The 25,185-nt window shown below is 58.8% G+C and carries 27 protein-coding genes; 11 read left to right on the top strand and 16 right to left on the bottom strand.

All coding sequences use genetic code 11. The features are described 5' to 3' along the window. Position 1 precedes the first annotated feature (1 nt). The 11 genes from NL64_RS00645 to NL64_RS00590 form a co-directional block, all read right to left on the bottom strand. Positions 2-844, bottom strand: a complete 843-nt coding sequence (locus NL64_RS00645) for a phytanoyl-CoA dioxygenase family protein (protein WP_034146237.1) — start codon at positions 842-844, stop codon at positions 2-4. Positions 845-892: 48 nt separating this feature from the next. After that, positions 893-1,993, bottom strand: a complete 1,101-nt coding sequence (locus NL64_RS00640; RefSeq protein WP_034146236.1) for a DegT/DnrJ/EryC1/StrS family aminotransferase — start codon at positions 1,991-1,993, stop codon at positions 893-895. Further along, entirely contained in the window at positions 1,990-3,213 is a 1,224-nt protein-coding gene (locus NL64_RS00635) for a class I SAM-dependent methyltransferase (protein ID WP_034146235.1), read from the bottom strand. The genes NL64_RS00640 and NL64_RS00635 overlap by 4 nt, the downstream gene beginning before the upstream one ends. Then, on the bottom strand, positions 3,210-3,761 hold the full coding sequence (gene rfbC, locus NL64_RS00630; protein ID WP_034146234.1) for a dTDP-4-dehydrorhamnose 3,5-epimerase: 552 nt from the start codon (positions 3,759-3,761) through the stop codon (positions 3,210-3,212). Before rfbC ends, NL64_RS00635 begins: the two co-directional genes overlap by 4 nt. Next, the gene (gene rfbG / locus NL64_RS00625) at positions 3,758-4,837 is read right to left on the bottom strand and encodes a CDP-glucose 4,6-dehydratase (protein WP_172668625.1); all 1,080 of its coding nucleotides are present in this window, start codon (positions 4,835-4,837) and stop codon (positions 3,758-3,760) included. The genes rfbC and rfbG overlap by 4 nt, the downstream gene beginning before the upstream one ends. After that, positions 4,834-5,604, bottom strand: a complete 771-nt coding sequence (gene rfbF, locus NL64_RS00620; protein WP_034146232.1) for a glucose-1-phosphate cytidylyltransferase — start codon at positions 5,602-5,604, stop codon at positions 4,834-4,836. The genes rfbG and rfbF overlap by 4 nt, the downstream gene beginning before the upstream one ends. A gap of 769 nt (positions 5,605-6,373) precedes the next feature. Further along, the gene (gene rluB / locus NL64_RS00615; RefSeq protein ID WP_034146231.1) at positions 6,374-7,594 is read right to left on the bottom strand and encodes a 23S rRNA pseudouridine(2605) synthase RluB; all 1,221 of its coding nucleotides are present in this window, start codon (positions 7,592-7,594) and stop codon (positions 6,374-6,376) included. Between the two features lie 440 nt (positions 7,595-8,034). Next, positions 8,035-9,006: an SMC-Scp complex subunit ScpB gene (scpB, locus tag NL64_RS00605; RefSeq protein WP_034146229.1), complete on the bottom strand. Its 972-nt coding sequence runs from the start codon at positions 9,004-9,006 to the stop codon at positions 8,035-8,037. 11 nt (positions 9,007-9,017) lie between these two features. Further along, positions 9,018-9,716 (bottom strand): segregation and condensation protein A, encoded by a 699-nt coding sequence (locus NL64_RS00600; RefSeq protein WP_172668628.1) that lies wholly within the window; start codon positions 9,714-9,716, stop codon positions 9,018-9,020. 120 nt (positions 9,717-9,836) lie between these two features. Continuing rightward, positions 9,837-10,466: an L-threonylcarbamoyladenylate synthase gene (locus NL64_RS00595; protein ID WP_034146405.1), complete on the bottom strand. Its 630-nt coding sequence runs from the start codon at positions 10,464-10,466 to the stop codon at positions 9,837-9,839. A 13-nt stretch (positions 10,467-10,479) separates the two neighbouring features. Next, a complete protein-coding gene (locus NL64_RS00590; protein ID WP_034146227.1) occupies positions 10,480-11,343 on the bottom strand; it encodes a PHP domain-containing protein in 864 nt (287 codons plus the stop codon). 87 nt (positions 11,344-11,430) lie between these two features. Here NL64_RS00590 and NL64_RS00585 point away from each other — a divergent pair, with 87 nt between their 5' ends. From NL64_RS00585 to NL64_RS00560, 6 genes are all read left to right on the top strand, one after another. Then, positions 11,431-12,027 (top strand): septation protein A, encoded by a 597-nt coding sequence (locus tag NL64_RS00585; RefSeq protein ID WP_034146226.1) that lies wholly within the window; start codon positions 11,431-11,433, stop codon positions 12,025-12,027. A 1-nt stretch (position 12,028) separates the two neighbouring features. After that, complete coding sequence (locus NL64_RS00580; RefSeq protein WP_008156126.1) at positions 12,029-12,328, top strand: YciI family protein; 300 nt, start codon at positions 12,029-12,031, stop codon at positions 12,326-12,328. Positions 12,329-12,439: 111 nt separating this feature from the next. Continuing rightward, positions 12,440-12,853: a translation initiation factor 2 gene (locus NL64_RS00575; RefSeq protein WP_034146225.1), complete on the top strand. Its 414-nt coding sequence runs from the start codon at positions 12,440-12,442 to the stop codon at positions 12,851-12,853. A 7-nt stretch (positions 12,854-12,860) separates the two neighbouring features. Further along, positions 12,861-13,538 carry a response regulator transcription factor gene (locus tag NL64_RS00570; protein WP_034146224.1) on the top strand — a complete coding sequence of 226 codons (678 nt, stop codon included), beginning with the start codon at positions 12,861-12,863 and terminating at the stop codon, positions 13,536-13,538. Between the two features lie 265 nt (positions 13,539-13,803). After that, positions 13,804-14,253 (top strand): LTXXQ domain protein, encoded by a 450-nt coding sequence (locus NL64_RS00565; RefSeq protein WP_034146223.1) that lies wholly within the window; start codon positions 13,804-13,806, stop codon positions 14,251-14,253. Between the two features lie 186 nt (positions 14,254-14,439). Continuing rightward, the gene (locus tag NL64_RS00560) at positions 14,440-15,783 is read left to right on the top strand and encodes a sensor histidine kinase (protein ID WP_034146222.1); all 1,344 of its coding nucleotides are present in this window, start codon (positions 14,440-14,442) and stop codon (positions 15,781-15,783) included. Positions 15,784-15,889: 106 nt separating this feature from the next. On the opposite strand, the gene NL64_RS00555 is transcribed toward NL64_RS00560, so the two are convergent. Further along, positions 15,890-16,456: an NAD(P)H nitroreductase gene (locus NL64_RS00555; protein WP_034146221.1), complete on the bottom strand. Its 567-nt coding sequence runs from the start codon at positions 16,454-16,456 to the stop codon at positions 15,890-15,892. Between the two features lie 121 nt (positions 16,457-16,577). On the opposite strand from NL64_RS00555, the gene NL64_RS00550 reads away from it, so the two are divergent. Then, complete coding sequence (locus tag NL64_RS00550) at positions 16,578-18,032, top strand: TrkH family potassium uptake protein (protein WP_034146220.1); 1,455 nt, start codon at positions 16,578-16,580, stop codon at positions 18,030-18,032. Here NL64_RS00550 and NL64_RS00545 read toward each other — a convergent pair. After that, entirely contained in the window at positions 17,989-19,050 is a 1,062-nt protein-coding gene (locus NL64_RS00545) for an AraC family transcriptional regulator (protein WP_080757817.1), read from the bottom strand. The genes NL64_RS00550 and NL64_RS00545 overlap by 44 nt on opposite strands. A gap of 161 nt (positions 19,051-19,211) precedes the next feature. Between NL64_RS00545 and NL64_RS00540 the strand changes: the two genes are divergently transcribed. Together NL64_RS00540 and NL64_RS00535 are read left to right on the top strand one after the other, a co-directional pair. Beyond that, on the top strand, positions 19,212-19,523 hold the full coding sequence (locus NL64_RS00540; RefSeq protein WP_034146218.1) for a DUF962 domain-containing protein: 312 nt from the start codon (positions 19,212-19,214) through the stop codon (positions 19,521-19,523). 18 nt (positions 19,524-19,541) lie between these two features. Further along, positions 19,542-20,132, top strand: a complete 591-nt coding sequence (locus NL64_RS00535) for an HD domain-containing protein (protein ID WP_034146217.1) — start codon at positions 19,542-19,544, stop codon at positions 20,130-20,132. Between the two features lie 84 nt (positions 20,133-20,216). Here NL64_RS00535 and NL64_RS00530 read toward each other — a convergent pair whose 3' ends face one another. Further along, positions 20,217-21,032, bottom strand: a complete 816-nt coding sequence (locus tag NL64_RS00530) for a UDP-2,3-diacylglucosamine diphosphatase (protein ID WP_034146216.1) — start codon at positions 21,030-21,032, stop codon at positions 20,217-20,219. A 136-nt stretch (positions 21,033-21,168) separates the two neighbouring features. On the opposite strand from NL64_RS00530, the gene NL64_RS00525 reads away from it, so the two are divergent. Together NL64_RS00525 and NL64_RS00520 are read left to right on the top strand one after the other, a co-directional pair. Beyond that, a complete protein-coding gene (locus NL64_RS00525; protein WP_034146215.1) occupies positions 21,169-21,933 on the top strand; it encodes a helix-turn-helix transcriptional regulator in 765 nt (254 codons plus the stop codon). Between the two features lie 168 nt (positions 21,934-22,101). After that, positions 22,102-22,995, top strand: coding sequence for a DMT family transporter (locus NL64_RS00520; RefSeq protein WP_034146214.1), 894 nt, complete (start codon positions 22,102-22,104; stop codon positions 22,993-22,995). Here NL64_RS00520 and NL64_RS00515 read toward each other — a convergent pair. After that, positions 22,989-23,276, bottom strand: coding sequence for a SelT/SelW/SelH family protein (locus NL64_RS00515; RefSeq protein WP_034146404.1), 288 nt, complete (start codon positions 23,274-23,276; stop codon positions 22,989-22,991). The two genes, NL64_RS00520 and NL64_RS00515, sit on opposite strands and share 7 nt — an antisense overlap. A gap of 200 nt (positions 23,277-23,476) precedes the next feature. Beyond that, a complete protein-coding gene (locus NL64_RS00510) occupies positions 23,477-25,096 on the bottom strand; it encodes a FimV/HubP family polar landmark protein (protein WP_034146403.1) in 1,620 nt (539 codons plus the stop codon). Positions 25,097-25,185 lie beyond the last annotated feature (89 nt).

The raw sequence follows: 25,185 nt of genomic DNA, 5'->3' as shown, positions 1-25,185 counted from the left end.
TTTACTCCGCGTGAAATAACTCTGGATGTACGGCGCGAAAATCAACGCCGGCTGCATACGACCCTTTCCAGCCGTGTGAACGGCCGACGGGATCTGCAAAATTGAAGTATCTGAACTGCATGGACCAGCGCGCCCGATCACTCTTGTTATAACCAGAGCAATGCAAAAGCATGAAATCGATGATGACCAGATCACCCGGAGAAGTCAGAGGCGCGATTTTGCTGTACTTTTCCAGGTACCGTTGCTCGTCTTTAATCATCAACGCGTAAGCACCGGAACGCCCTGCGCCCTCGGGGTCGGCATTACAAACAGGCAACGGTCCCAGCTTATGCGACTCAGGGCAGAACACTACCGGCCCCAGCGCCTCGGTCACATCGAGTAGTGGGCTCCAGAAAACCAGGCCATCCACACTTCGCAGCTGAGCGGGGTATTCCTGATGCCACATCGCACGGTATTTGTCCTCGAAAGGGCAATCGATACGAATACCGTATCCCCCCGCCGCAATACCTGGAATAGACCCTAGCCTCAGTTCCGAAAATAACGACTCGTGCCGAGGATGTGCAACCAGTCGCATGAAGGCAGGAATTTGTTTCACCGCATCATAGATCTCGCCGCCCCAGCAGCGATTTATTTTGATCAGGTCCAGATAACCCTTGTCGAACTCCAACGGGTTATAAGCGCCTCTCAGATCGGCAATACCGTACTTGAACATGACCTGACCAATGACATCGTGGATTCCGCGCTGAACCGCCCCAATGTCGAACTCGTTATAAAAATTCCGAATAATTAAAACGCCATTGCGTTCAAACTCGGTAATCTGCTCTGGCCTCAAGTATTTATTCATGGCGCGCTCTGGATCAGGGTCTACGAATACTCGACCAATTTGAAGACATTACAATGTCGAAAAAACCGAACACACCCGCTCTAGTTCAACAGCGGTCAGGTCGTGATAACTCGGCAGATTCATTGCACGACGCACAATGGAATAAGCGTTCACATTCTCAGCCCGCGGTTCGAACATCGGTAAGCTGGACAGCGGGTGAAAAAATACCCGAGCGTCGATATTGGCTGCCTGAAAAGCCGCCTGCAAACGCTCACGGGTCATCCCGGTATGCTCTGCAAATACGACTGTTGGCATCCACGCGCCAATAATCACTCCTTCAGGCTGCGCATTGAGTGCAATGCCCGAGTAGGCCTTCAACCCTTCCCGATAGAGACTCATGATCTCCTGCTTGCGCCGGATCAAGTCGTCAATGCGCTCCGTTTGCGCACATCCGATCGCCGCCTGAATATTCGACATCTTGTATTTGAAGCCAACTACGTCCGGCCAGAACTGCTTGGTCTGCCCTCTGGCCCTGCCATGGTTCGAAAGTGTCAGTACTTTCTCGTAGAGGGTGGCATCGTTGGTGACGAACATGCCACCTTCGCCCGTCGTCAGGGTTTTGGTGCCATGGAAAGAAAAGCTGCCAAAAGCCCCCATGCTGCCAGCCCGCTTGCCGTGATACTGAGAACCGATCGCCTCGGCCGCGTCCTCGATCACGGGAATACCATGACGCTCGCCGATCTCCAGCAGGCGATCCATATCGCAGAGATTACCGTACAGGTGTACCGCGACAATGGCTTTGGTTTTAGCGGTGATGGCTGATTCGACCTGCTCGGGGTCAAGGCACCAGGTGTCGGGAAGAATATCGACGAATACGGGCGTAGCACCCAGATGCTCGACCGGGGAAACGGTGGCGATCCAGTTGGTGTCCGCCATGATCACTTCGTCACCTGGCCCTATGCCCAAGGCCGCCATGCCCATGTGCAGGGCCCCCGTACAGCTCGATGTGGCAATCGCATACTCAACGCCGAGGTGGGCCTTGAATGCATTCTCGAAACGCACAATATATTCGTAGCACTTGTCGCCCCAACCATTTCTGGCCGCGTCAGTGGCGTACTCGACTTCCAGTTCGGTAATCGAAGGCTTGGTGTAGAAAATCCGCTCGCTCATTCGACCTCCAGCGCGGGAACAGCTTTGACAAACTGTCCGCCCCATTCTCTGACGTAGCCGTGATGCCTGATCACTTCGTCGGCGATGTTCCAGGGCAGAATCACCACGGTGTCGGGTTGGGTTTCTTTCAGTTTCTGTGGCGAGTAAACCGGGATATGGCTCCCGGGAAGGTATTTACCTTGCTTGGACGGCGCAGCATCACACACATAGGCCAGGAGATCTGGTTTGACGCCTGCATAGTTCAACAGCGTGTTGCCCTTGGCAGCAGCACCATACGCCACGACCTGCTTGCCCGCGCGCTTCTGCTCGATCAGGAAACTGAGCAGACCATTCTTGACTTCATCGGCCCTCACTTGAAAACCTCGATAAACCTCGAGATCCCGCAGCCCGAACTCTAACTCGGCATTCAGAAGACGAGCAACGCCAGGGCCGTCACTGCGACTGTCCTCAGCATGGCAGCCGTAGACACGCAGGCTACCCCCATGGGTCGGCAACTCTTCAACATCACCGACCCGCAGACCAGCCTGCGCAAAAATCCGGTTTACCGTGTAGAGCGACAAATAGGAAAAGTGCTCGTGATACACAGTGTCGAACTGGGTATGCTGGATCAGACGCATGAGATGCGGGAACTCAAGCGTAATGGTTCCCCCCGGTTTCAGAGCCGCTTTCAAGCCACGAGTGAAGTCATTGATATCCGGCACATGGGCAAAAACATTGTTGCCGGCAATCAGATCGGCCTGTCGGCCCTCTTTCCCCAGCCGCTTGCCCAGTTCCTCACCGAAAAACTCACGCAACACTGGAATACCGATTTTTTCCGCAGCAGCGGCCGTGCTGGCGGTTGGCTCAACACCAAGGCACGGGATATCGGCGGCCAGAAAATTCTTCAGCAGGTAACCGTCATTTGAAGCCACTTCAATGACGAAGCTGTCAGTTCCGAGGCCCAAGCGCTCGATCATAGCCTTCGAATAAGCAGCCGCATGTTCGAGCCAACTGGTCGAAGTGGACGAGAAGTAGGCGTAATCCTTGGAAAAAAACAGATCTGCCTGAGCGTAATCCTCGGTCTGCACCAACCAGCAGTTCTCGCACACTTTCAATTTGAGTGGAAAGTAGATCTCCGGGGCGCTCAACTCCGCCTCGCTGAGGTACGAATTGGACGGTGGAGCATAACCCAGGTCCAGAAAAGTACGCTGCAGCGGCTCACAACAGTGGCGACATTTCATACATGAAGTCCAGCGAATTCGTTAGATAACAAAGCGTGATTTTTGTCGCGCTCGGAAAGATCGGTGACAGGCAATGGCCAGGTGATTCCCAATCGAGGGTCATCATAACGAACAGCCCCTTCGGCCGCCGGCTCGTAGAAAGCGGTGTGCAGATAGAGCAGTTCGCTCTCGGCTTCCAACACTTGAAAACCGTGCGCGCAGCCTTGAGGAATCACTAACATATGATCGGCTTGCGGGCTCAGTTCTTGAGCGTGCCACTGCAAAAAAGTCGGGGAGCCTGCGCGCAGGTCAACGGCCACATCCCACACGCGCCCTTTCAGGCAGCGGACCATTTTCATCTCAGCATGAGGGGCACGCTGAAAATGCAGTCCTCGCACGGCACCCACGGTGGATGTACGAGAATGGTTGATCTGTACAATATGTTGCGAACCTAAAGCCTGAGTCAGGCTTTTTTCGCAGAACAAGCGACTAAAAGCACCACGGTGGTCCTGGTAAGGCTGGGCTTCAACCACCAGGACTCCGTTAATAGCTGTAGGCCGGATAATCATGAGCCAATCCAGACACAGCCAGCTTGTGCTGCTGCGTCGATATACCTCGCCAGTTGTTCACGGGTGATCGCCTGACCTGTGGAGGATTGGTGACGGTACCAGTCAGCCGTCATTTCCAGGCTTTGCTCCAGGCTCCAGACCGGCTGCCAACCCAGACGAGCTTTCGCCTGTGCACAGTCGAGGTACAGCAGGTTGGCTTCGTGTGGCTGCGGAGCCGATGTGGTATGCCAGGCGAGTTCGGGCCAATATTTCTGCAGTACTGTTAATACCTCTGCAACCGTACGGTTGTCGTGGGGCGCGGGACCAAAGTTCCATCCCACCGCAGCAGCCTTATTGAGTGTCAGAAGATGCTGCCCAAGCAAAAGATAACCGGACAGGCATTCAAGTACATGCTGCCAAGGTCGGGTCGATTGGGGAGAACGGATTTCCAGGGACTCGCCGGCGTGAACGGCCCTGACAAGGTCAGAGATCAGACGATCTTCGGACCAGTCGCCACCACCAATGACATTACCGGCACGTGCCGAGGCGACCAGCGGTGCACCATCACTGCCCCAGAAAGCCTTTCGATAGCTGTCGACAACCAGTTCGCTGGCTGCTTTGGAAGCACTGTAGGGGTCATGGCCGCCGAGGCGGTCATTTTCACGATACCCCCAAGACCACTCATTGTTGGCGTATACCTTGTCCGTCGTGACGACGACTACCGCCCGCACACTAGGCGTTAGCCTGCAGGCCTCAAGCACATTGGCAGTGCCCATCACATTGGTCGACCAGCTTTCCAGCGGATCGCGGTAGGAACGACGCACCAGCGCCTGGGCCGCAAGGTGAAAAACGATTTCCGGCTGCGCTTGCTCGAATGCATCCCGAACCACCGCCGAATCGCGAATGTCACCGCGTAAATCAATCGATAGGTTGTTCAGCAGATCCCAGTGAGCCGGATCACTTTCAGGCGCCAGACCCAGACCGGTCACTTGCGCTCCGAGTTCGCAGAGCCAGGTCGCCAACCAACTGCCCTTAAAACCCGTATGCCCGGTGAGCAAGACCTTGCGGCCCCGATAGAGATCGCCGAACTGTCTCATGCCCACCGCTTCCAGGGCGCATTACCCTTGCTCCACAAATCTTCGAGATGATTTTTGTCCCGCAAAGTATCCATCGCCTGCCAAAAACCACTGTGCTGATAAGCCATGAGATTACCCTCAACAGCCAATTGCATCAGCGGCTCGGCTTCCCAGCTGGATTGATCGTCAGTAATGTAATCAATGACCGACGGATCAAGTACAAAGTAACCGCCATTGATCCACGCGCCATCACCGGCCGGTTTTTCCTGGAAGCTGTTAACCTGACTGCCTTGCATATTCAAAGCGCCGTACCTTCCCGGTGGCTGAATAGCAGTGACCGTAGCAAGCTTGCCATGCGCATCGTGAAAATCGATCAATTCGCGGATATTCACATCCGACACACCGTCACCATAGGTAAAACAGAACGGCTCATTGTCCAAGTGCTCGCGGACGCGCTTCAGGCGCCCCCCGGTCAAGGTATCTTCACCCGTATTTACCAGTGTCACACGCCACGGCTCGACGTAGCGTTGATGAACTTCCATGGTGTTATTGGACATATCGAAGGTAACATCGGACATATGTAAGAAGTAGTTGGCGAAGTACTCCTTGATCACATAGCCCTTGTAGCCACAGCAAATCACGAAATCATTAATTCCGTAAGAAGAGTAGAGCTTCATGATATGCCAGAGAATCGGTTTTCCACCAATTTCGATCATTGGCTTGGGGCGCAGATGAGACTCTTCAGAAATACGCGTGCCCAGCCCACCCGCCAGAATTACCGCCTTCATGGAAAACCTTACCTGCAAATGACTATAAAAACGCTCAATCCATATGGAGGGGCGCGGTAATGCCCCCTTGTTGCGCGAACGCTACAGTCGGATTGGCAAACATCGGATTTTTAGCATGAACTCGATGTAATGAACAGCCCTTGCTCCCGCGCCGGCTCTTAAATCCACATATAAAAAAGGCGTCCAGTTGGATAACTCCAATCAGTTAAGCTGCCACTTTTATTTCTGATCGGATATTTCGGGGATTTAAGCCTGATGGGGCGGGGATAACTACATTCTTCTCGTCGATGAGGCAGGACCCAGTGCCGTGACTAAGGCAGGAAGCTCGGCCAGGTACACGCGGTAAAGCTCATTTCGCGAGGATTAGTATCTAGACGCCGCCTAATCCTCTTCCTGTTCGTCAGGCCAGCATTAATGAGATGGTTAGCCCGGCCCGAGACATCGGGAAAGTCTTCAAGGGCGGGGAAGCGCAACTGCCCAACATGATCCCGGATACATTAGCGCAAGCATGCTCTTGCGCTCATCGTCCATGGTTGCAGAAGATGGGCTGACCATACATTTGCCTCGGACATCCTGCAGATCCGCGGTCGCCCGCGACACCCTTGCTCCGGCTAACACTTCCCCTTGCGGGGGGGTGTAGAGGACTTTCACCTCCTGGTCACCAGCGTGGCCACCACAGCAAAACTGGTTGAGCTCACGCTCAACGCAATGCTGTGGCGCGCGTGCCCCCCCCCCCCAAAAAATGCCAACCTTGTTTGCAGCTTACCGCTTACTCAGGCTTGCGACGGCCAAAGCCTGGACGCTGACCGGAGCCGGCCGGTGCGCCGCGGCGCTTGCCCGACGGCTTGTCACCCTCGACCAGTTTGATCCCCGGACGCTTCGGCGCAGGCTTGGCCGGGCGCTTGGTGTCGGCTGGGCGATCAGCTACCGGTGTACCGCGGCCTTCGCCACGCTCGGTACGTCCATTGGCCGGACGCGGAGTACGCGGGCCGCGCTCACCGTCCTGACGCGCAACAGGTTTGCGGCCTGGACGCTCGCCTTCGATATGCGGCTCGCGGCTTGCACGTGGAGCAGCGGGTGCACCCGGCGCAGCAGCGGCTGGACGCAGGGTACGCACGCGCTCGGTCTTGGCCATCGGCCGCGACGATTTACGCTGCATCCGGTCAAGCTTGTCTTTGCTCTTGGCGTTCATCTGCGGCATCGCGACCGGCGTCAGGCCGACCTCGGCACTCAGGATGTCGACTTCGTACTGGCTCATTTCGCGCCAGCGGCCCATCGGCAGGTCGGAGTTCAAGAACACCGGACCGAAACGCACGCGCTTCAGACGGCTGACCACCAGGCCCTGGGATTCCCACAGACGACGAACTTCGCGGTTGCGACCTTCCATCACCACGCAGTGGTACCAGTGGTTGAAACCTTCGCCACCCGGTGCCTGCTTGATGTCGGTGAACTTGGCCGGGCCGTCTTCAAGGACAACACCAGCCTTCAGGCGCTCGATCATCTCGTCATCGACTTCGCCACGCACACGTACCGCGTATTCACGGTCCATTTCGTAGGAAGGGTGCATCAGGCGGTTGGCCAGCTCACCGTCGGTGGTGAACATCAGCAGACCGGTGGTGTTGATGTCGAGGCGACCGATGTTGATCCAGCGGCCTTCTTTCGGCTTCGGCATCTTGTCGAACACGGTCGGACGACCTTCCGGGTCAACACGGGTGCAAATCTCGCCATCGGGCTTGTTGTACATGATCACGCGGCGGACCGACTCGGCAGCCTCTTCGCGCTTGATCACCTTGCCATCGATGGTGATGGCGTCGTGCATGTCGACGCGCTGGCCAAGGGTGGCGTCTTTGCCGTTGACCTTGATGCGGCCGTGACTGATCCAGGCTTCCACGTCACGGCGCGAGCCGACGCCGATACGGGCGAGGACTTTCTGCAGTTTTTCGCCTGCTGGGCCGATTTCCTGGTCGTCTTTCTGGTCTTTGATACTCATCTGGGCACCTCCCGGTGTGTTCTGAAAACTGGGTACTTGGGCGAAGGGATCGCCGAAGGGTCGCGAATCATACGCTCATGCGGGCGTTCGCGCATCAGAGACTAGCTGATGAATGCAAGGTTATTGGCTTTTCCGCCGGCCGGTGATAGCGGGGGTGCCGACCTTCTGTAGGAGCTGGCTTGCTAGCGATGCGGTCAACGCGGTGTATCTGAGTGACCGCGGTGATGCGATCGCCAGCAAGCCGGCTCCTACGGGATCCAGGTCAGTCTTCGAACTCGCGGCGCTCGGCTTGCCGGCGATCCTGGTTTTTCCGCCGATCGGTGGTGCGGACGCTGTAGGCCTTCTGTAGGAGCTGGCTTGCTAGCGATGCGGTCAACGCGGTGTATCTGAGTGAACGCGGTGATGCGATCGCCAGCAAGCCGGCTCCTACGGGATCTAGGTCAGTCTTCGAACTCGCGGCGTTCGGCTTCGATGGCTTCGGCCAGGGCCAGCGCTTCGGCTTCTTCGTCACTGAGCTCGGGTTTCGGATGTTCCAGGGCAGCGACGGCAGCGAGGAGTTTTTCGCGCGCTTCGGCAACGCCGAGGATGTCGTCTTCCTGCTCAGGTTCGATTTCTGGCTCAGACTCCGCTTCGATCTGCACGACTTCGGTCTCCGGCTGAACGTCAGCGAATTCCGCATCAGGCTCGGACGCCTCACCATCGCGCAACAAGTCATCGAAGTCAGTCTTGAGCCCCTCCTCCATGGTGTCCAGTTCCAGCAACAGCGTATGGAAACTGGTCTCTTCCTTGGGTTCTTCCGGCTCGGCGCTGGCGTCCGCCAGTTCTTGCAAGCCTGGTGGCACCGGCGCGTCGTCGAAATCGAGTACCGGATCGGGCTCCAGTTCGCGCAGTTCGGCCAGTGGCGGCAGATCGTCGAGGTTTTTCAGGTTGAAGTGATCGAGAAACGCCTTGGTGGTGGCGAACATCGCCGGCTTGCCCGGCACGTCGCGGTAACCGACGATGCGGATCCACTCGCGCTCCATCAGCGTTTTGACGATCTGACTGTTGACCGCCACGCCCCGCACGTCCTCGATCTCGCCCCGGGTGATCGGCTGGCGATAGGCGATCAGGGCGATGGTTTCGAGCATTGCGCGGGAATAACGTTGCGGGCGCTCTTCCCACAAACGACCGACCCACGGCGAAAACTTTTCGCGGATTTGCAGGCGATAGCCCGAGGCAACCTCCTTGAGTTCGAAGGCGCGGCCATCGCAGGACTTGGCGAGAATCGTCAGTGCTTTCTTGAAAACCGGCGGCTCGGGCCGTTCGCCCTCTTCGAAGAGTTCATACAGGCGCTCCAGGGATTGCGGTTTTCCCGAGGCCAACAGAAAGGCTTCGAGCAAAGGTGCCAGCTCGCGGGGTTCACTCAGGTTCATGATTCGACTCGTTATTCGGCTCGGGCTCGCACGTGGATCGCCGCGAACGGCTCATTCTGCACCAGCTCGACCAAAGATTCCTTGACCAGTTCGAGGATGGCCATGAAGGTCACCACCACCCCCAGGCGCCCTTCTTCAGCGGTGAACAGCTCGACAAACGGCACGAATCCGCCGCCCTTGAGCCGTTCCAGCACATCACTCATGCGCTCGCGGGTGGACAGCGCCTCGCGGCTGACCTGGTGGCTTTCGAACATGTCGCCACGGCGCAGCACCTCGGCCATGGACAACAGCAACTCGGACAGACGCACGTCCGGCAACAGCTTGCGCGCACGCGCTTCCGGGGCATCGAGCTTGGGCACCACCACGTCACGACCGACACGGCTCAGGCCGTCGATGCCTTCGGCGGCCGCCTTGAAGCGCTCGTATTCCTGCAAGCGGCGGATCAGTTCGGCGCGCGGGTCGTCTTCTTCGTCTTCGACGGTTTCGGCGCGCGGCAACAGCATCCGTGACTTGATCTCGGCCAGCATCGCGGCCATCACCAGGTACTCGGCGGCCAGTTCCAGGCGCACCGACTGCATCAACTCGACGTAGCCCATGTACTGGCGGGTGATTTCCGCCACCGGGATGTCGAGGATGTTGATGTTCTGTTTGCGGATCAGGTACAGCAGCAGGTCGAGCGGGCCTTCGAAGGCTTCGAGAAACACCTCCAGCGCATCCGGCGGGATGTACAAGTCCAGCGGCATTTCCAGAACCGCCTGGCCATAGACCATGGCGAAGGGCAGCTCTTGCTGGGCTCCGGCCTGACTGTCGACGGGTTCGACTGCGGACATCTAGGCCTCGGCCATGAACGGCGTGGGGTCGCCGCAACCGACGCGAATCACTTCCGGCTCGCCATCGGCGAGGTTGATCACGGTAGACGCCTTGATCCCGCCGAAACCGCCGTCGATGATCAGGTCGACTTGATGCTCGAGCAACTGGCGCATTTCATAGGGATCGGTCAACGGATCAGTATCGCCGGGCAAAATCAGGGTCACGCTCATCAGCGGTTCGCCGAGCTCTTCCAATAAGGCCAGGGCAATTGGATGGCTGGGCACCCGCAGGCCGATGGTGCGTTTTTTCGGGTGCAACAACAGCCGCGGGACTTCGCGGGTGGCGTTGAGAATAAAGGTGTACGGCCCAGGCAAGTGCGCCTTGAGCAAGCGGAACAGACCGGTGTCGATCTTGGCGAAAAGCCCCAGTTGCGACAGGTCGCTGCAAATCAGCGCGAAGTTGTGCTTGTCATCCAGCCCGCGCAAACGGCGCACGCGCTCCACGGCGTTCTTGTCGCCGATCTGGCAACCAATGGCGTAGGACGAGTCTGTGGGATAAATCACCACCCCGCCGTTGCGGATGATTTCGACAGCCTGTTTGATCAGGCGCGCTTGCGGGTTTTCCGGATGAATCTGGAAAAATTGACTCACATTCTCTACCTGTTCAGACGGCGGCAATAATTGGGTCATGTTTGAATCGACACCACAGGGGTGGCAGATCCTCCGGAATCGGGCGGTACTCACCGATCTCAGACCAGCCTCCAGGGCCATGAAAATCACTGCCGGCGCTGACCAGCAGACCGAACTCGCGGGCCAGAATGGCCAGGCTGCCCACTTGCTCGGCAGGCTGAAAGCCATTGACCACCTCGATTGCGTGGCCCCCTGCTTGAATATAGTCGGCAATCAGGCGCCGACGTTTGCTTCGGGTGAATTCATAGTGCCAAGGGTGGGCCAGACTGACCCAGGCCTTGGCCGCGCGCAGGGTTTCGACGGTATCTTCCAGGGTCGGCCAGTGTTGCTTGACGTCGCCCAGCTTGCCGGCACCCAGCCATTTGCGGAACGCTTCGGCGCGATCCTTGACGAAACCTTCGCGCACCATCCAGTCGGCGAAGTGCGGACGGGCCGGCGCGTTGCCGCTGTCGCCCAGTTCCTTCTGGATTTCCCGGGCGCCTTCCAGCGCGCCGGGCATGCCTTTCAGCGCCAGTTTGCGGCCGATTTCTTCGGAGCGCAGCCAGCGTCCCTCGTGCAATTTGGCAATCGCCTCGACCAACGGTGGGGCGTTGACGTCGAAACCGTAGCCCAGCACGTGAATGGTCGCGCCACCCCAGGTGCAGGACAACTCGACACCGTTGACCAGTTGCATGCCCAGCGAATTCGCCGTGCTGCGCGCCTCTTCGAGGCCTTCAAGGGTGTCGTGATCGGTCAACGCCAGGACTCGCACGCCGTTCTCGAACGCACGCGTGACTAGAACCGCAGGCGCCAGGGCGCCATCGGAGGCCGTGCTATGGCAGTGCAAATCAACATTCACAGGGCTTTGTAACCTCAAATCAGCTGGCGCTATCGCGCGCCCATATGTTTGTTATTATGCCGCCACATCCTGCTTCTGGCTGCCACTGTGAAACAATTCATCGATTTCATCCCGCTCCTGCTGTTTTTCATCGTCTTCAAAATCGATCCACGGGTCGTCGACATCGCCGGCCACGAGGTAACTGTAGGCGGTATTTACAGCGCCACCGCGATGCTGATCATCAGCTCCCTGGTGGTCTACGGCACGCTGTTCATCAAACAGCGCAAGCTGGAGAAGAGCCAGTGGCTGACCCTCATCGCCTGCCTGGTCTTCGGCAGCCTGACTCTGGCCTTCCATAGCGAAACCTTCCTGAAATGGAAAGCCCCGGTGGTGAACTGGCTGTTCGCACTGGCGTTCATTGGCAGTCATTTCATTGGTGAACAACTGCTGATCAAACGCATCATGGGCCACGCACTGACGCTGCCTGATGCTGTATGGACGCGCCTGAACATCGCCTGGATCGCGTTTTTCCTGTTTTGCGGCGCCGCCAATCTGTTCGTCGCGTTCACTTTCCAGAGCTACTGGGTCGACTTCAAGGTCTTCGGCAGCCTGGGCATGACTTTGCTGTTCCTGGTCGGCCAGGGCATCTACCTGTCCCGCCATCTGCACGACGCCGATACCACAACGCCGAAAACCGAGGACTGACATGCTTTACGCAATCATTGCCACAGACGTCGCCAACTCCCTGGAAGCCCGCCTGGCCGCACGGCCTGCTCACCTTGAGCGCCTGCAAGTGCTCAAGGGCGAAGGTCGTATCGTATTGGCCGGCCCGCACCCGGCGGTCGACAGCAATGATCCGGGCGCGGCGGGTTTCACCGGCAGCCTGATCGTTGCCGAATTCGACTCCCTGAGCGCCGCCCAGGCCTGGGCCGACGCCGATCCGTACATCGCCGCCGGCGTCTACGCCAACGTTTCGGTCAAGCCGTTCAAGCAAGTCCTGCCGTAATTTCCTCTCTGCGCGGTGAACCTTGTCGGTTCATCGCGCTCTCAATCGCTCATTATTCTCGTTTGCCGGCCGACAACTTCCCCAATACTCGTATTGGAACCAGGAGTCGCGATGCGCAAAGGTCCGTTGTGTCTGATGTTGGTCACGTTGTCGATCGTGGCCCCCGCCCACGGTGAAGAACACGCCGAGGGCGCAAGCTCGACGCCGCTGTCCCTGAGCGCCGGCACCCAGATTAACGAGTTGCAGCAACGCTTGAAGGAAAGCGAGCGGCAACGGGAAGAGCTGAACAAACAATTGCAAACAGCCGATGGTGAACGCGAAAGCGCCCAACTGGTCCGGTTGCGCCAGGAGAACCAGCGTCTGAAGCTGCAACTCAAGGAAGTGCAGGCCGGCAGTTCGATACCGCGCTTGTTGACTGATCAGCAGCAGTGGTTTGTCATCGGCGCCGGAGTAGCGCTATTGGCCCTGCTCTGCGGTATCTTCGCCAGTGGGGCAAGTCGAAAACGTCGACAATGGCTAAATTGAGTGAGTCATGAGCGAGCTGTTACTAATTGATGATGACCAGGAGCTGTGCGAGCTCCTGAGCAGTTGGCTGAGCCAGGAAGGGTTTCAGGTCCGCGCCTGTCACGATGGCCAGAGCGCTCGTCGGGCGCTGGCCGAAACCTCCCCGGCGGCCGTGGTGCTGGATGTGATGTTGCCCGATGGCAGCGGCCTGGAATTGCTCAAGCAGTTGCGCAGCGATCATCCGGACTTGCCGGTGCTGATGCTGTCGGCCCGCGGCGAACCGCTGGACCGCATCCTCGGCCTGGAACTCGGCGCCGACGATTACCTGGCCAAACCCTGCGACCCTCGGGAACTGACCGCCCGCCTGCGCGCCGTATTGCGCCGCAGCCACCCGGCGGCGGTGTCCAGCCAGGTGGAACTGGGCGACCTGTGTTTCAGCCCGGTGCGTGGCGTGGTCAGCATCGATGAACAGGAATTCACCCTCACCGTTTCCGAAAGCCGTCTGTTGGAAGCCTTGCTCAAGCAGCCCGGCGAGCCACTGGACAAACAGGAACTGGCGCAAATCGCCCTCGGCCGCAAGCTGACCCTGTACGACCGCAGCCTCGACATGCACGTCAGCAACCTGCGCAAGAAGATCGGCCCGCACCCCGATGGCCGTCCGCGCATCGTTGCGCTGCGTAGCCGCGGTTATTACTACAGCCTCTGACACACCGCGTCGCCTGGATCGCCAGCAAGCCGGCTTTTACACGGTCCCCGTAGGAGCTGCCGAAGTCTGCGATCTTTTGATCTTGATCTTGAAAAACAAAATCAAAAGATCGCAGCCTTCGGCAGCTCCTACGGGGTTGATGTTTGTCAGGTCGGCGGAAAACCATCTTTACCCAAGCTTTACGTACCGCTGACCGCCACTGACCTTGATCTGCGTAATCTGAACTCATCCGGAACGTACCGGGAATGAGACAAGGAGATTCACCATGCGCAAGACTCTTATCGCTCTGATGTTCGCCGCCGCTCTGCCGACCGTTGCCATGGCCATGCCTGAAGGCGCCGGCCCGATGGGTGGCCCGATGGACGGTTCGCGCCACGGCGGTCAGATGCACGGCATGCACGGCAAAGGCCCGTACAGCCAACTGGACCTGAGCCGCGAACAGCGTGAACAGATCCGCAAGATCATGGGCGAGCAGATGCACGAGCGTAAGCAAGTGGTCGACAAGTACCTGGAAAAACTCTCGCCAGCCGATCAGAAAGCCATGAAAGACGAAATGGCTGCCAACCACAAAAAAGCTGAAGCCGACGTACGCGCCTTGCTGAAGCCGGATCAACAGAAGCAATTCGACGAGATCCAGAAGAAACAAGCTGAGCGTCGCGCCGAATGGGCCGAGTTCAAGGCCTGGAAAGCGCAACAGGCACAAAAAGCGCAATAATGCGCTAACCCCAGGCCCAACGGTTGAACACCGTTGGGCCTCATTGCTTTTGATCTACTGTAGGAGCGAGCCTGCTCGCGAAAAGCGCATAGACAACACCTGTTGCCTGATCCCCCGCGTTATCGTTGACGTCCATCGCGAGCAGGCTCGCTCCTACATGGATTTATGTTTGTTTGAGGATTTTCTGTGCGCTCATTGTTCTGGCGGATTCTGGCCAGCTTCTGGCTGGCCATCGCTCTGGTTGCAGGGCTCTCCATTCTGCTCGGGCACATGCTCAACCAGGACGCGTGGATACTCAGTCGCCATCCGGGCCTTAACACGCTGGCCGAGCAATGGACGCAGACCTACGAAACCCAGGGCGAAGATGCAGCCCAGGACATTCTTGAGCAGCGCAAACGCCAATATCATATCGACGTCCAGGTGCTCAACGAGAGCGGCGACCCGGTGGTGCGCGGCACCTTCCCAAGGCGCGCGGCGGCGTTTGAGGCGCGGCAGAACAACGATGATCGTCGCCTGCCGTGGCGGCGCCTCACCGATGAGTTCACCAGCGACAAAAGTGGTGACACCTACCTGTTCATCTACCGCATTCCACACCCGGAACTCGACGCCTGGCATCGCGAAAGCTTGCTGTGGCCGTTGAGTGCGCTAGGTATCGCCCTTGTGGTATTGACCCTGTTCAGCCTGCTGGTGACCTTTTCCATCACCCGCCCGCTCAGCCGATTGCGCGGCGCGGTGCATGACCTTGGGCAAACCACTTACCAGCAAAACAGCCTGGTCAAACTGGCCAACCGCCGCGACGAATTCGGCGTGCTGGCCAACGACTTCAACCGCATGGGCGCACGCCTGCAAAGCCTGATCGGCAGCCAACGGCAATTGCTGCGGGACGTGTCTCACGAACTGCGCTCCCCGCTTGCCCGGCTGCGCATTGCGCTGGCGTTGGCCGAGCGGGCCAATCCGGAAGAGCGGGAAAAACTCTGGCCGCGCCTGACTCGCGAATGCGACCGGCTCGAAGCGCTGATCAGTGAAATCCTGGTGCTGGCGCGGGTCGATGCCGACAACGCCAGCGCTGAAGACGTGGATCTCAACGCTTTGCTCAACACCCTGCAAAAAGATGCGCAACTGGGTTCACCGGATCAACTCGTCCATCTCGAGGCCGAGACGCAACTAAGTCTGAAAGGCTGGCCGACCATGATCGAGCGCGCCGTCGACAACCTGCTGCGTAACGCCCAACGCTTCAATCCGGTGGGCGGCCTGCCGATTGAAATGCAGGCGTTGCGTCACGGGGAGCGGATTGTGGTGACCGTGCGCGACCATGGGCCGGGGGTCGATTCGGCGCATTTGAATCAGCTCGGTGAGCCGTTCTTCCGAGCGCCGGGGCAGACAGCGGCGGGGCATGGTTTGGGATTGGCCATTGCACGCCGAGCGGCGGAGCGCCACGGCGGGAGTCTGGTGCTGGCCAATCATCCGGAGGGTGGGTTTATTGCCAGTCTGGAATTGCCGTTGGTGCCGGGGGCCGTCGTCCAACCTTGAACCCCTGTGGGAGCGAGCCTGCTCGCGATAGCGGTCTATCAGTCACTTCAGTGTTGAAGCTTCTGCCGCCATCGCGAGCAAGCTTGCTCCTACAGGTTTTGCGGTGTCAGGCTTTACCGGGCCAGGCGCTGACAAACTCCGCCAGATCAACCTTCTCCGCTACCCGAGGTTCTTTCTGCGGCGTGCCAAGGTAAAGAAACGCAATCACCTCCTCCCCTTCCGCCAGGCCCAACCCCTTGGCCACATGCGGCGAGTAAGCCAGATCACCCGTACGCCACACCGCGCCAATCCCTTGCGCATAGGCCGCCAACAAAATCCCGTGCGCCGCACAACCCGCCGCCAGCAACTGCTCGGACTTCGGATATTTGACGTGATCCTGCACACGCGCAATCACCACGACCACCAGCGGTGCACGCAGTGGACCGTTGCGCGCCTTGTCGATCGCCGCTTCAGTGACTTCGCCGTCCTGCTGCTTCGCCGCTTCAGCCAGCAACTCGCCCATTTGCTCACGCGCCGCGCCTTCGACAGTCAGGAAACGCCAAGGCTGCAAATGACCGTGATCCGGAGCCCGCATGGCGGCGCCAAACAGCGCTTCGCGCTGTTCCTGGGTAGGGGCCGGCTCGATCAGTCGCGGGACGGAAACACGGTTGAGCAAAACGTCGAGAGCCTGCATCGGCCACCTCCTGAAAAAAATGTTTGGCTATTCTAGCGGTATCCACCTTCAGAGTGCCGGTTTACATGCCCTGCCCCGCAGGTAGAATGGCGCCCTTCCTTATTTCAGCCGAGCGGAATTCATGGCGTTGCCGACCTTACGTCTCATTGGTTTCATCATCGGCATCTTCCTGATAACCCTGGCTATCGCCATGGTCGTGCCCATGGCCACGCTGGTGATCTTCGATCGCACCGGCGACCTGCCTTCGTTTCTCTGGGCCAGCATGATCACCTTTGTCGCCGGCCTGGCGATGGTCGTTCCCGGACGCCCCGAGCACGTACACCTGCGACCACGGGACATGTACCTGCTGACCGTCAGCAGTTGGCTGGTGGTGTGCATCTTTGCCGCACTGCCGTTTTTGTTGACCCAACACATCAGCTATACCGACTCGTTCTTCGAAAGCATGTCCGGCATCACTGCCACCGGTTCGACAGTCCTTAATCACCTGGACGACATGTCCCCCGGCATCCTGATGTGGCGCTCATTGCTGCACTGGATCGGCGGCATCGGCTTTATCGGCATGGCGGTTGCAATTCTGCCACTGCTGCGCATCGGTGGCATGAGGCTGTTTCAGACCGAGTCGTCAGACCGTTCCGAAAAAGTCATGCCCCGTTCGCACATGGTGGCGCGATTGATCGTAGCGGCCTACGTCGGCATTACCATTTTCGGCAGCCTGGCGTTCTGGTGGGCTGGGATGAGCCCGTTCGATGCGATCAACCATGCGATGTCGGCGATTTCCACCGGCGGTTTCTCCACCTCGGACCAATCCCTGGCCAAGTGGACGCAACCGGCGGTGCACTGGGTTGCAATCGTCATCATGATTCTCGGCAGCCTGCCGTTCACCCTGTACGTGGCGACCCTGCGCGGTAACCGCCGCGCGTTGATCAAGGATCAACAGGTTCAAGGTTTGCTCGGCATGTTGCTGGTGACCTGGCTGGTGTTGGGCACCTGGTACTGGTGGACCACCAAGCTGCATTGGCTGGAAGCGCTGCGACATGTGGCGCTGAACGTGACGTCAGTGGTAACGACCACCGGTTTCGCACTGGGGGACTACAGCCTGTGGGGAAATTTCTCGCTGATGCTGTTCTTCTATCTGGGCTTTGTTGGCGGCTGTTCCGGTTCGACGGCGGGCGGGATCAAGATTTTCCGTTTCCAGGTCGCCTACATCCTGCTCAAGGCCAACCTTAACCAGTTGATTCACCCCCGCGCGGTGATCAAGCAGAAGTACAACGGTCACCGACTCGACGAAGAGATTGTGCGGTCGATCCTGACCTTTTCGTTCTTCTTTGCCATCACCATCTGCGTGATCGCGCTGCTGCTGTCGCTGCTCGGTGTGGACTGGATGACCGCCCTCACCGGCGCGGCCAGTACCGTTTCCGGCGTCGGCCCGGGACTGGGCGAGACCATCGGCCCGGCAGGTAACTTCGCTTCCCTGCCGGACGCGGCCAAGTGGATTCTCTCGTTCGGCATGCTCTTGGGCCGACTGGAGATCATTACGGTGTTTGTGCTGTGTATTCCGGCGTTCTGGCGTCACTGACCGGCGCAGGCGTTTCCAGCAACCGCGCCCGGTACTCGCCGGGAGTGGCGTCGAACCAGCGGCGGAAGGCGCGGAAGAAGTTGCTCGGATCGGCGAACCCCAGCAGGTAGGCAATTTCCAGCAGGGTCATGGTCGGTTGCGCCAGATACTGCTCGGCCAGCTCACGACGGGTATCGTCGAGCAACGTCTGAAAACTTGTGCCCTCCTCCTGTAAACGCCGCTGCAAGGTGCGTTGCGACAGGTGCAGCGTCTGCGCCACCGCATCGCGTTTGGGTTCGCCCTGGGGCAGCAATCGGCATAATACCTGCCGCGCCTTGTGCGTGACACGACTCTCGGAGAACCGCGCCAGGTATTCGCCGGCAAAGCGGTCATGCAACAGCGCCATGGCCTCGTTGGCGGTCGGCAGCGGCGCTTCCATGTCCGCGCGTTCAAAAATCAATGCATCGTACGGCGCGTTGAACACCAGCGGCGCATGGAAAGCTTGCTTGTAAGGTTCGAGATTGGCCGGTTGATCGCCCTGCACCAGCACTTTGCGCGGCTGCAGCGTGCGCCCGGTCAGCCAGCCGCACAGCGCCAGGGCGCAGGCCAGCGAGGCTTCAGCGCTTTGCCGGGTTGGCGGCAGATGATCGCCGTGCACGGTCAGGATCAACGCGTAGCCCTCATCCAGCAGGCGGAAACTCAGATCAGCGCTTTCGGCAATGATCCGCTGGTAGCGCACCAGTCGCTTGAAGCCTTCGGCCAGGGTCTGACTGGACATCAAGGCGTAGCCGGTCACATGAAACTGTGCCGGTCGCACCACTTTGCCCATGTTGAGGCCGATCGCCGGGTTGCCGGACAGCTCAACCGCACGTTGCCACAGTCGTGTCATGGAATCTTGCGGGAAGCGGGCATCCGGATCATCCAGTGCCGCGAAGTCAAGCCCCAGCTGTTTGAACAGAGCCCGGCAATCCAGGCCGTCCATTTCCAGTGCTTTGACAATCCCCATTGCCCAGCTTGCAGAAGTCGTTCTTTCGCTCATGGCGTTTACTGTCTTGGTGAGCCGTCTGTCGCGGCGAATTTACCGAAGGATACTAAAGTGGCGCCTATTGTCACTGGCTGGCGCCAATGATCACTCTAGACTCAAATAAGCTACCCGCAGAACAACTTGCAGCCAGAACAATAACCACAGAGACCGCGGTCGTGGAAAACATCAAGCGTTTCAACAGCTTCGCTGAGTTTTACCCGTATTACCTCAGCGAACACAGCAACAGCACTTGCCGACGACTGCACTTCATCGGGACCACGCTGGTTATTTTCATTTTGGCGCTGACCATCGGTCGTGGTGCCTGGATGTTGTTGTGGGTGTTGCCGGTCGCAGGTTACAGCTTCGCCTGGGTCGGACATTTCTTCTTTGAGAAGAATCGTCCTGCAACCTTTCAGCACCCTTTCTACAGCCTGCTCGGCGATTTCGTCATGTATCGGGACATGATTCTGGGACGCGTGCCGTTCTAGATCACAAGAGGATTGCCGATGAATGCCAATGCCCGTTTCACCCATATGAAAGATGGCACGCAGGAAGACTGGGCGATCATCGCCGCGGATTTCAGTGCCTACGCCCGTCAATTGCCGAGCCGGATCGTGGCGCACCTGAAGCTGCTGGAGGGTGATTTTGGCGGTTTCCCGGTGGATCGCCTGACCCACTCGCTGCAAACCGCCACCCGTGCCTGGCGTGATGGCCGCGATGAAGAATATGTGGTCTGCGCCCTGCTCCACGACATCGGCGACACCCTGGGCTCCTACAACCATCCGGACATCGCTGCGGCGATCCTCAAGCCGTTCGTCAGTGCCGAGAATTTATGGATGGTGGAGAAGCACGGGATTTTCCAGGGCTACTACTTCTTCCATCACCTGGGCATGGACCGGCACCTGCGCGAGCAATTCAGCGACCACCCGCAATACCAGACGACCATTGAGTTTTGTGCCAAGTACGATGCGGCAGCGTTTGACCCGGCGTATGACACCCTGCCGCTGAGTTTCTTTGAACCGATGATGGCGCGGTTGTTTGCGCAGCCGAAGAACTCGATTTACAAGGCGGCGATGGAAGAGCATTCGACTGCCTGAAGATCGCAGCCTGCGGCAGCTCCTACAGAGGAATGCATTTCCCTGTAGGAGCTGCCGCAGGCTGCGATCTTTTGATTTTGCTCTTCATGCCGGCTCGGCAATTTTCAATGACTTCAACACTGCCTCCCGCGCCTGGGCATCCGCCAACCGATACAACTCGATCGTGCCATCCCAATGCTCGATCAGCGCCGTGCACGACTCCACCCAATCGCCGCAGTTGAGGTAGTCCACCTCGCCCACCTTGCGAATCTCGGCATGGTGAATGTGCCCGCACACCACGCCATGCAGTTCGCGCTTGACGCACTCATGGGCGATGGCTTCTTCGAAGTCGCTGATGAAGCTGACCGCAGTTTTCACTTTGTGTTTGAGGTACGCCGACAGCGACCAATAACCGTAACCATAACGGGCGCGCCAATGGTTGAGCCAGCGGTTGAGGGTCAGGGTGAATTCGTAGGCCGAGTCGCCGAGAAACGCCAGCCAGCGGTGATAGCGGGTAATGACGTCGAACTGATCGCCATGGATCACCAGCAGATGCCGACCATCGGCGGTCACATGCACCGCTTCGTCCACCAACTGGATGTTGCCCAGAATGAGCTTCGAATAGCGGCGCAGGAATTCGTCGTGGTTGCCCGTGACGTAGATCACTTCGGTGCCACGCTTGGCCATGGTCAGCAACCGTCGGATCACGTTGGTGTGCGCCTGGGGCCAGTACATGCCGCCGCGCAGCTTCCAGCCATCGATGATGTCGCCGACCAGGTAGATTTTGTCCGCGTGATAGCCCTTGAGAAACTGCGACAAATGCTCGGCCTGGCAATCGCGAGTGCCCAAGTGCACATCGGAAATCCACAAGGTCCGCACACGTTGCTTACGACTGGGTTTGGCGAGCTCGGCGCTGGTCATGGGCAACCCTCAGGACAAGTTTTGGCAAGCTTGCGCCGGTCGAGTTAATGGTCCATGACAACGGCAAGTCAGTCTTGTGACAGCGCTCACGGGCCTGCCCCGGTGTAGACTGGCGCCCTGACACGGGAGACCTGCGATGAGACCGATCCTCACCCTTCGCCAATACACCCACGACCTGATCGTCCACAGCCACGAGCATGCACAACTGGTGTTCGGGCTCTCGGGTGCGCTGGATTTCGAGGTCGACGGGCGTGGCAGTCAGGTGGTTCAGCAGAGTTTCGCGGTAGTGCCGTCCGGCGCGCATCATGCCTGTGGCAGCGCCAATGGCAGTCGTTGCCTGGTGCTGGACATTCCCGGGGACCAATGGGTGTGCCAATCGCTGGGTGACCATGCCGACGCGAGCCGACGCTTGCTCGATAACGCCGGTCGGTTGTCACTGGATGCCGGGCAAAGCCAATTAGTCCAATGGCTGGCGAACAGTCCTGTCGACGATCCGCTGATTGCGCAACAGGGCGCGGTGCTGTTGTTGGCCAGCCTCAATAGCGCCAGGCCTGACAGCGTAGTCGCTCGACGCCTGCCATATGCCGCGCTGAATGCGCACATCGACCAATACGCGGCCTATCCGTTACAGGTCGCCGATCTGGCCCGCGTGGCCGGCCTTTCCAATGCTCGCTTGCATGCACGGTTCGTCGCCGAATGCGGGCAGACGCCGATGGATTACATTCGAAGTCGTCGGCTGCACAAGGCTGTGGGATTGTTGCGAGAGTCAACTTTAGCCATTGGCGAAATTGCCTCGCGGGTGGGTTACAGCTCCCAGAGTGCCTTTGCCGCTGCTGTACTGCGGGAGTTCGGCGTATCACCCGGAAAATTACGGCGCGAGGCTGGCGACAAAGAACGATAGTTTGCCGACAGACATAACGAGCATTTCCACGTTCAATGTAGGAGCTGCCGCAGGCTGCGATCTTTTGATCTTGATATTAAAAAAACAGGATCAAAAGATCGCAGCCTGCGGCAACTCCTACAGGGGCCGGTGTTGTTGGCTCGATCGATACGTTTACCAAGGATTGCAATGACTCCCCGTACCGCCCTTGGCGCCCTGCATATTGGCGCACTGATGTTCGGCCTGACCGGCGTGTTCGGCAAACTCGCCGCCGCGTCGCCGGCGATCATCGTATTCGGCCGCGCGGCGTTCGCGGTGTTGGCGCTGACCTTTTTTGCACGATTTGCCAGCCAGACCCGTTGGCACAAACTCGCCGCCGTGGACTGGCGTCGCCTGTTGCTCAGTGGCTTGTTGCTGGCCGGGCACTGGGTGAGCTTTTTCATTTCAGTGAAGATCGCCGGCGTGGCCATCGCGACCTTGGGGTTTGCCAGTTTCCCGGCTTTTACCGTGATCCTCGAAGGACTGATTTTCCGCGAGCGGATTCGCCTCAACGAGATCCTTTTGGTAACGCTGGTCACCATCGGGTTGGTCCTGGTGACACCAGAGTTCAATCTGGCCAGCGACGCCACCACCGGCCTGCTGTGGTCAGTCGCTTCCGGCTTGCTGTTCTCGTTGTTGTCATTGACCAACCGCGCCAGCTCCGGACGTATTCCGCCAGTGCAGGCCGCACTGTGCCAGAACGTGGTCGTTGCCCTGTGCCTGCTGCCGGTGGCGGCACCCCAGTTGAGCGAAGTTCGCGCCATCGACTGGTTGTGGATCGGCCTGCTCGGCGTGTTCTGCACCGGCGTCGCCCACAGCCTGTTCGTCGCCAGCCTCGCCGTGATCAAGGCACGAACCGCCGCCGTGGTGTTTGCCCTGGAGCCGGTCTACGGCATCACCATGGCGTGGCTGTTGTTCGACGAAAACCCGACCCTGCGCATGTTGCTGGGCGGTGCGTTGATCATCGTTGCGATTGTGGTGTCCAGCCGGCTTTCCACCGGTTCAAACAAGAACGCCGTTGCAGCGGAAGCCACGTCTCACTGAGTGCGGTCGTTGTGACCCAGATCGCGGTCCGGATCGATCTGATCGCGGACCCGCTGTTTGAGCACCTTGGCCTCGGGAAAACCGCCGTCAGCCTTGCGCTCCCAGATCTGCGCATCGTCACAGAAAATATGAAAGACCCCACCAGTGCCGGGCACCAGGGACACTTTGCCCAAGTCGTCGCCAAAGGTGCTGAGCAGTTCCTGGGCCAGCCAGGCCGCGCGCAACAGCCACTGGCACTGGGTGCAGTAGGTGATGATGATTTCGGGTTTGTTTGCGGTCATGAAACGCATGATCCCTGTGTAATGTTTGAATGCCGTCAGCTTAACACCCGTGGCGAGGGAGCTTGCTCCCGCTGGGCTGCGAAGCGGCCCAAGTCCAGCAACCACGTAAATTCAGGCACACCGCGTTGAGCGGTTTTACGACTGCTTCGCAGTCGAGCGGGAGCAAGCTCCCTCGCCGCACTGGACCTCGATCGACAAAATTATCGGATACCGGCCAACAAGGTTCGGGCTGTCTGCTTGAGCGGCTCATCAGCTTCCTTGAGCAACTCGTTCAGCAATTCAATGGCACTGTCGACGTCACCATCATCGATGCAGGTCTGGGCTTGTTCCAGCTTGCCAGCGTTGCTCGGCTCGGTCGGTTCCAGATTCAGCGGCTCAAGTTGCAGCAACCGCACGGGCTCAGTGAATTCGGCGAGAAAGGCGTCGTCGAGGGGTTGAGAGTCAGGTTCGGCGACCCATTCGATCTCGGCTTCCAGCGTTGATGGCGGGTTTTCAAATGGACTGGTCAGGTCCCAGGAGGCGTCCATCGACAGATCATCGAGGTTCAACTGGAACTCATCGGCGGGCGCTATCGCTGAAGCCCCCACGGCGACCGGAGTGACGACGCTCAGTTTTGGGTGCCTAGCGCGGATATCGTGGAGTTTTTGTGCGTTTAACCCGCTGTGTCGCAGGCTGGCTTCCTGCGCTTCGTACGCTGCAAGATCACCTTGCTTGCCCAACACCTCCAACAACTTTTCCGCCAGATCGGTGCGCTGAGGTTCCTTGACCATCGCCTCGCGCAACAAGCCTTCCGCCTCGGTTAATCGGCCGTAGCTGAGATAGATGTCGACCGCTTCCAGCACATCGCCCGCCGCGGTCTCTTCAGGATCTGCGTGTGTCACGGACGGCGGCATGCGAGGTTCCACCGCTCGCTCCAACATAGGCTCCTGTTTTGAAGAGGATTCAGGGGCGTCCTCAATCAGCTGACGCCGACGCCGGACAAACCACCCGAGCACCACTAACGCCATCACTGTTAGAAACCCGAAAATCAAAGGCCAGCGAGACCCGGACTCCTCTGCAACCATGGATTCTGGCGTCGCAACGGCGGGTGCAGCGGGTTGGACCGCTGCCTGCTGAACTTCCGCTAACCGGGTTTGCAACTCACTGACCTGTTTTTTATCGGCAGCGATCTGTTCGTCCTGCGCCTGAAGCTTCGCCTTGAGTTCATCGACGGCTGCCTGCAATTGCTGATTTTGCAGCTCGCTGGCGGCCAGTTGTTCCGCGACAGGATCAATCATCGGGGCTGCGGCAAGCTTGGGCGCTTCCTTGCGTGCAGGGAGCGGTGCGACGGCCGGCTGAACATTCGGGAATGCGGAAGGTGAGGGTATCGCCGCCGGTTCATCGGTGGCAGGCACAATTTCCGGTGAGCCCGGTGGATCGATCAGCACCGTGTACTCACGCAGCAATTGGCCATTGGGCTGATTGAGTTGAACGAGGAAATTCAGGAACGGTTCATTGACCGCTTTATTGGAGCTGACACGGATGAAGCTGTGGTTACCCTTCAGGACGGGGGTGAACTTCAGGTCGTTGAGGAAGACCACCCGCTCGACACCGGCTCGGCTGAACTCGTCTGCCGTCGCCAGGCTGACCGACAACTCACCCTCTTCCAGACCACCGGCATCTACCAGGGCAATGTCGGCGCGAAGCGGCTGGTTCAGTGCCGAATGCACGGTGATGTCACCCAGGCCCAGCGCCGGAGCTAATGCCGAGTAAGTGACAGCAGCACCGATGAGCAACAACCTGACACAACCGCGAACAACCAATAGCCGACTTTCAAGCATGAGCATCCCTTAGATAACCAGAACCAACCTGCACGTGTTCGCACATCCGGTACGAACACGATATTGCCGAGTAGTTCTTATAGTCCTCG

Source organism: Pseudomonas fluorescens, assembly GCF_000802965.1.
Taxonomy (GTDB): Bacteria; Pseudomonadota; Gammaproteobacteria; order Pseudomonadales; family Pseudomonadaceae; genus Aquipseudomonas; species Aquipseudomonas fluorescens_A.
This window is presented reverse-complemented; position numbering and strand designations above follow the sequence as displayed.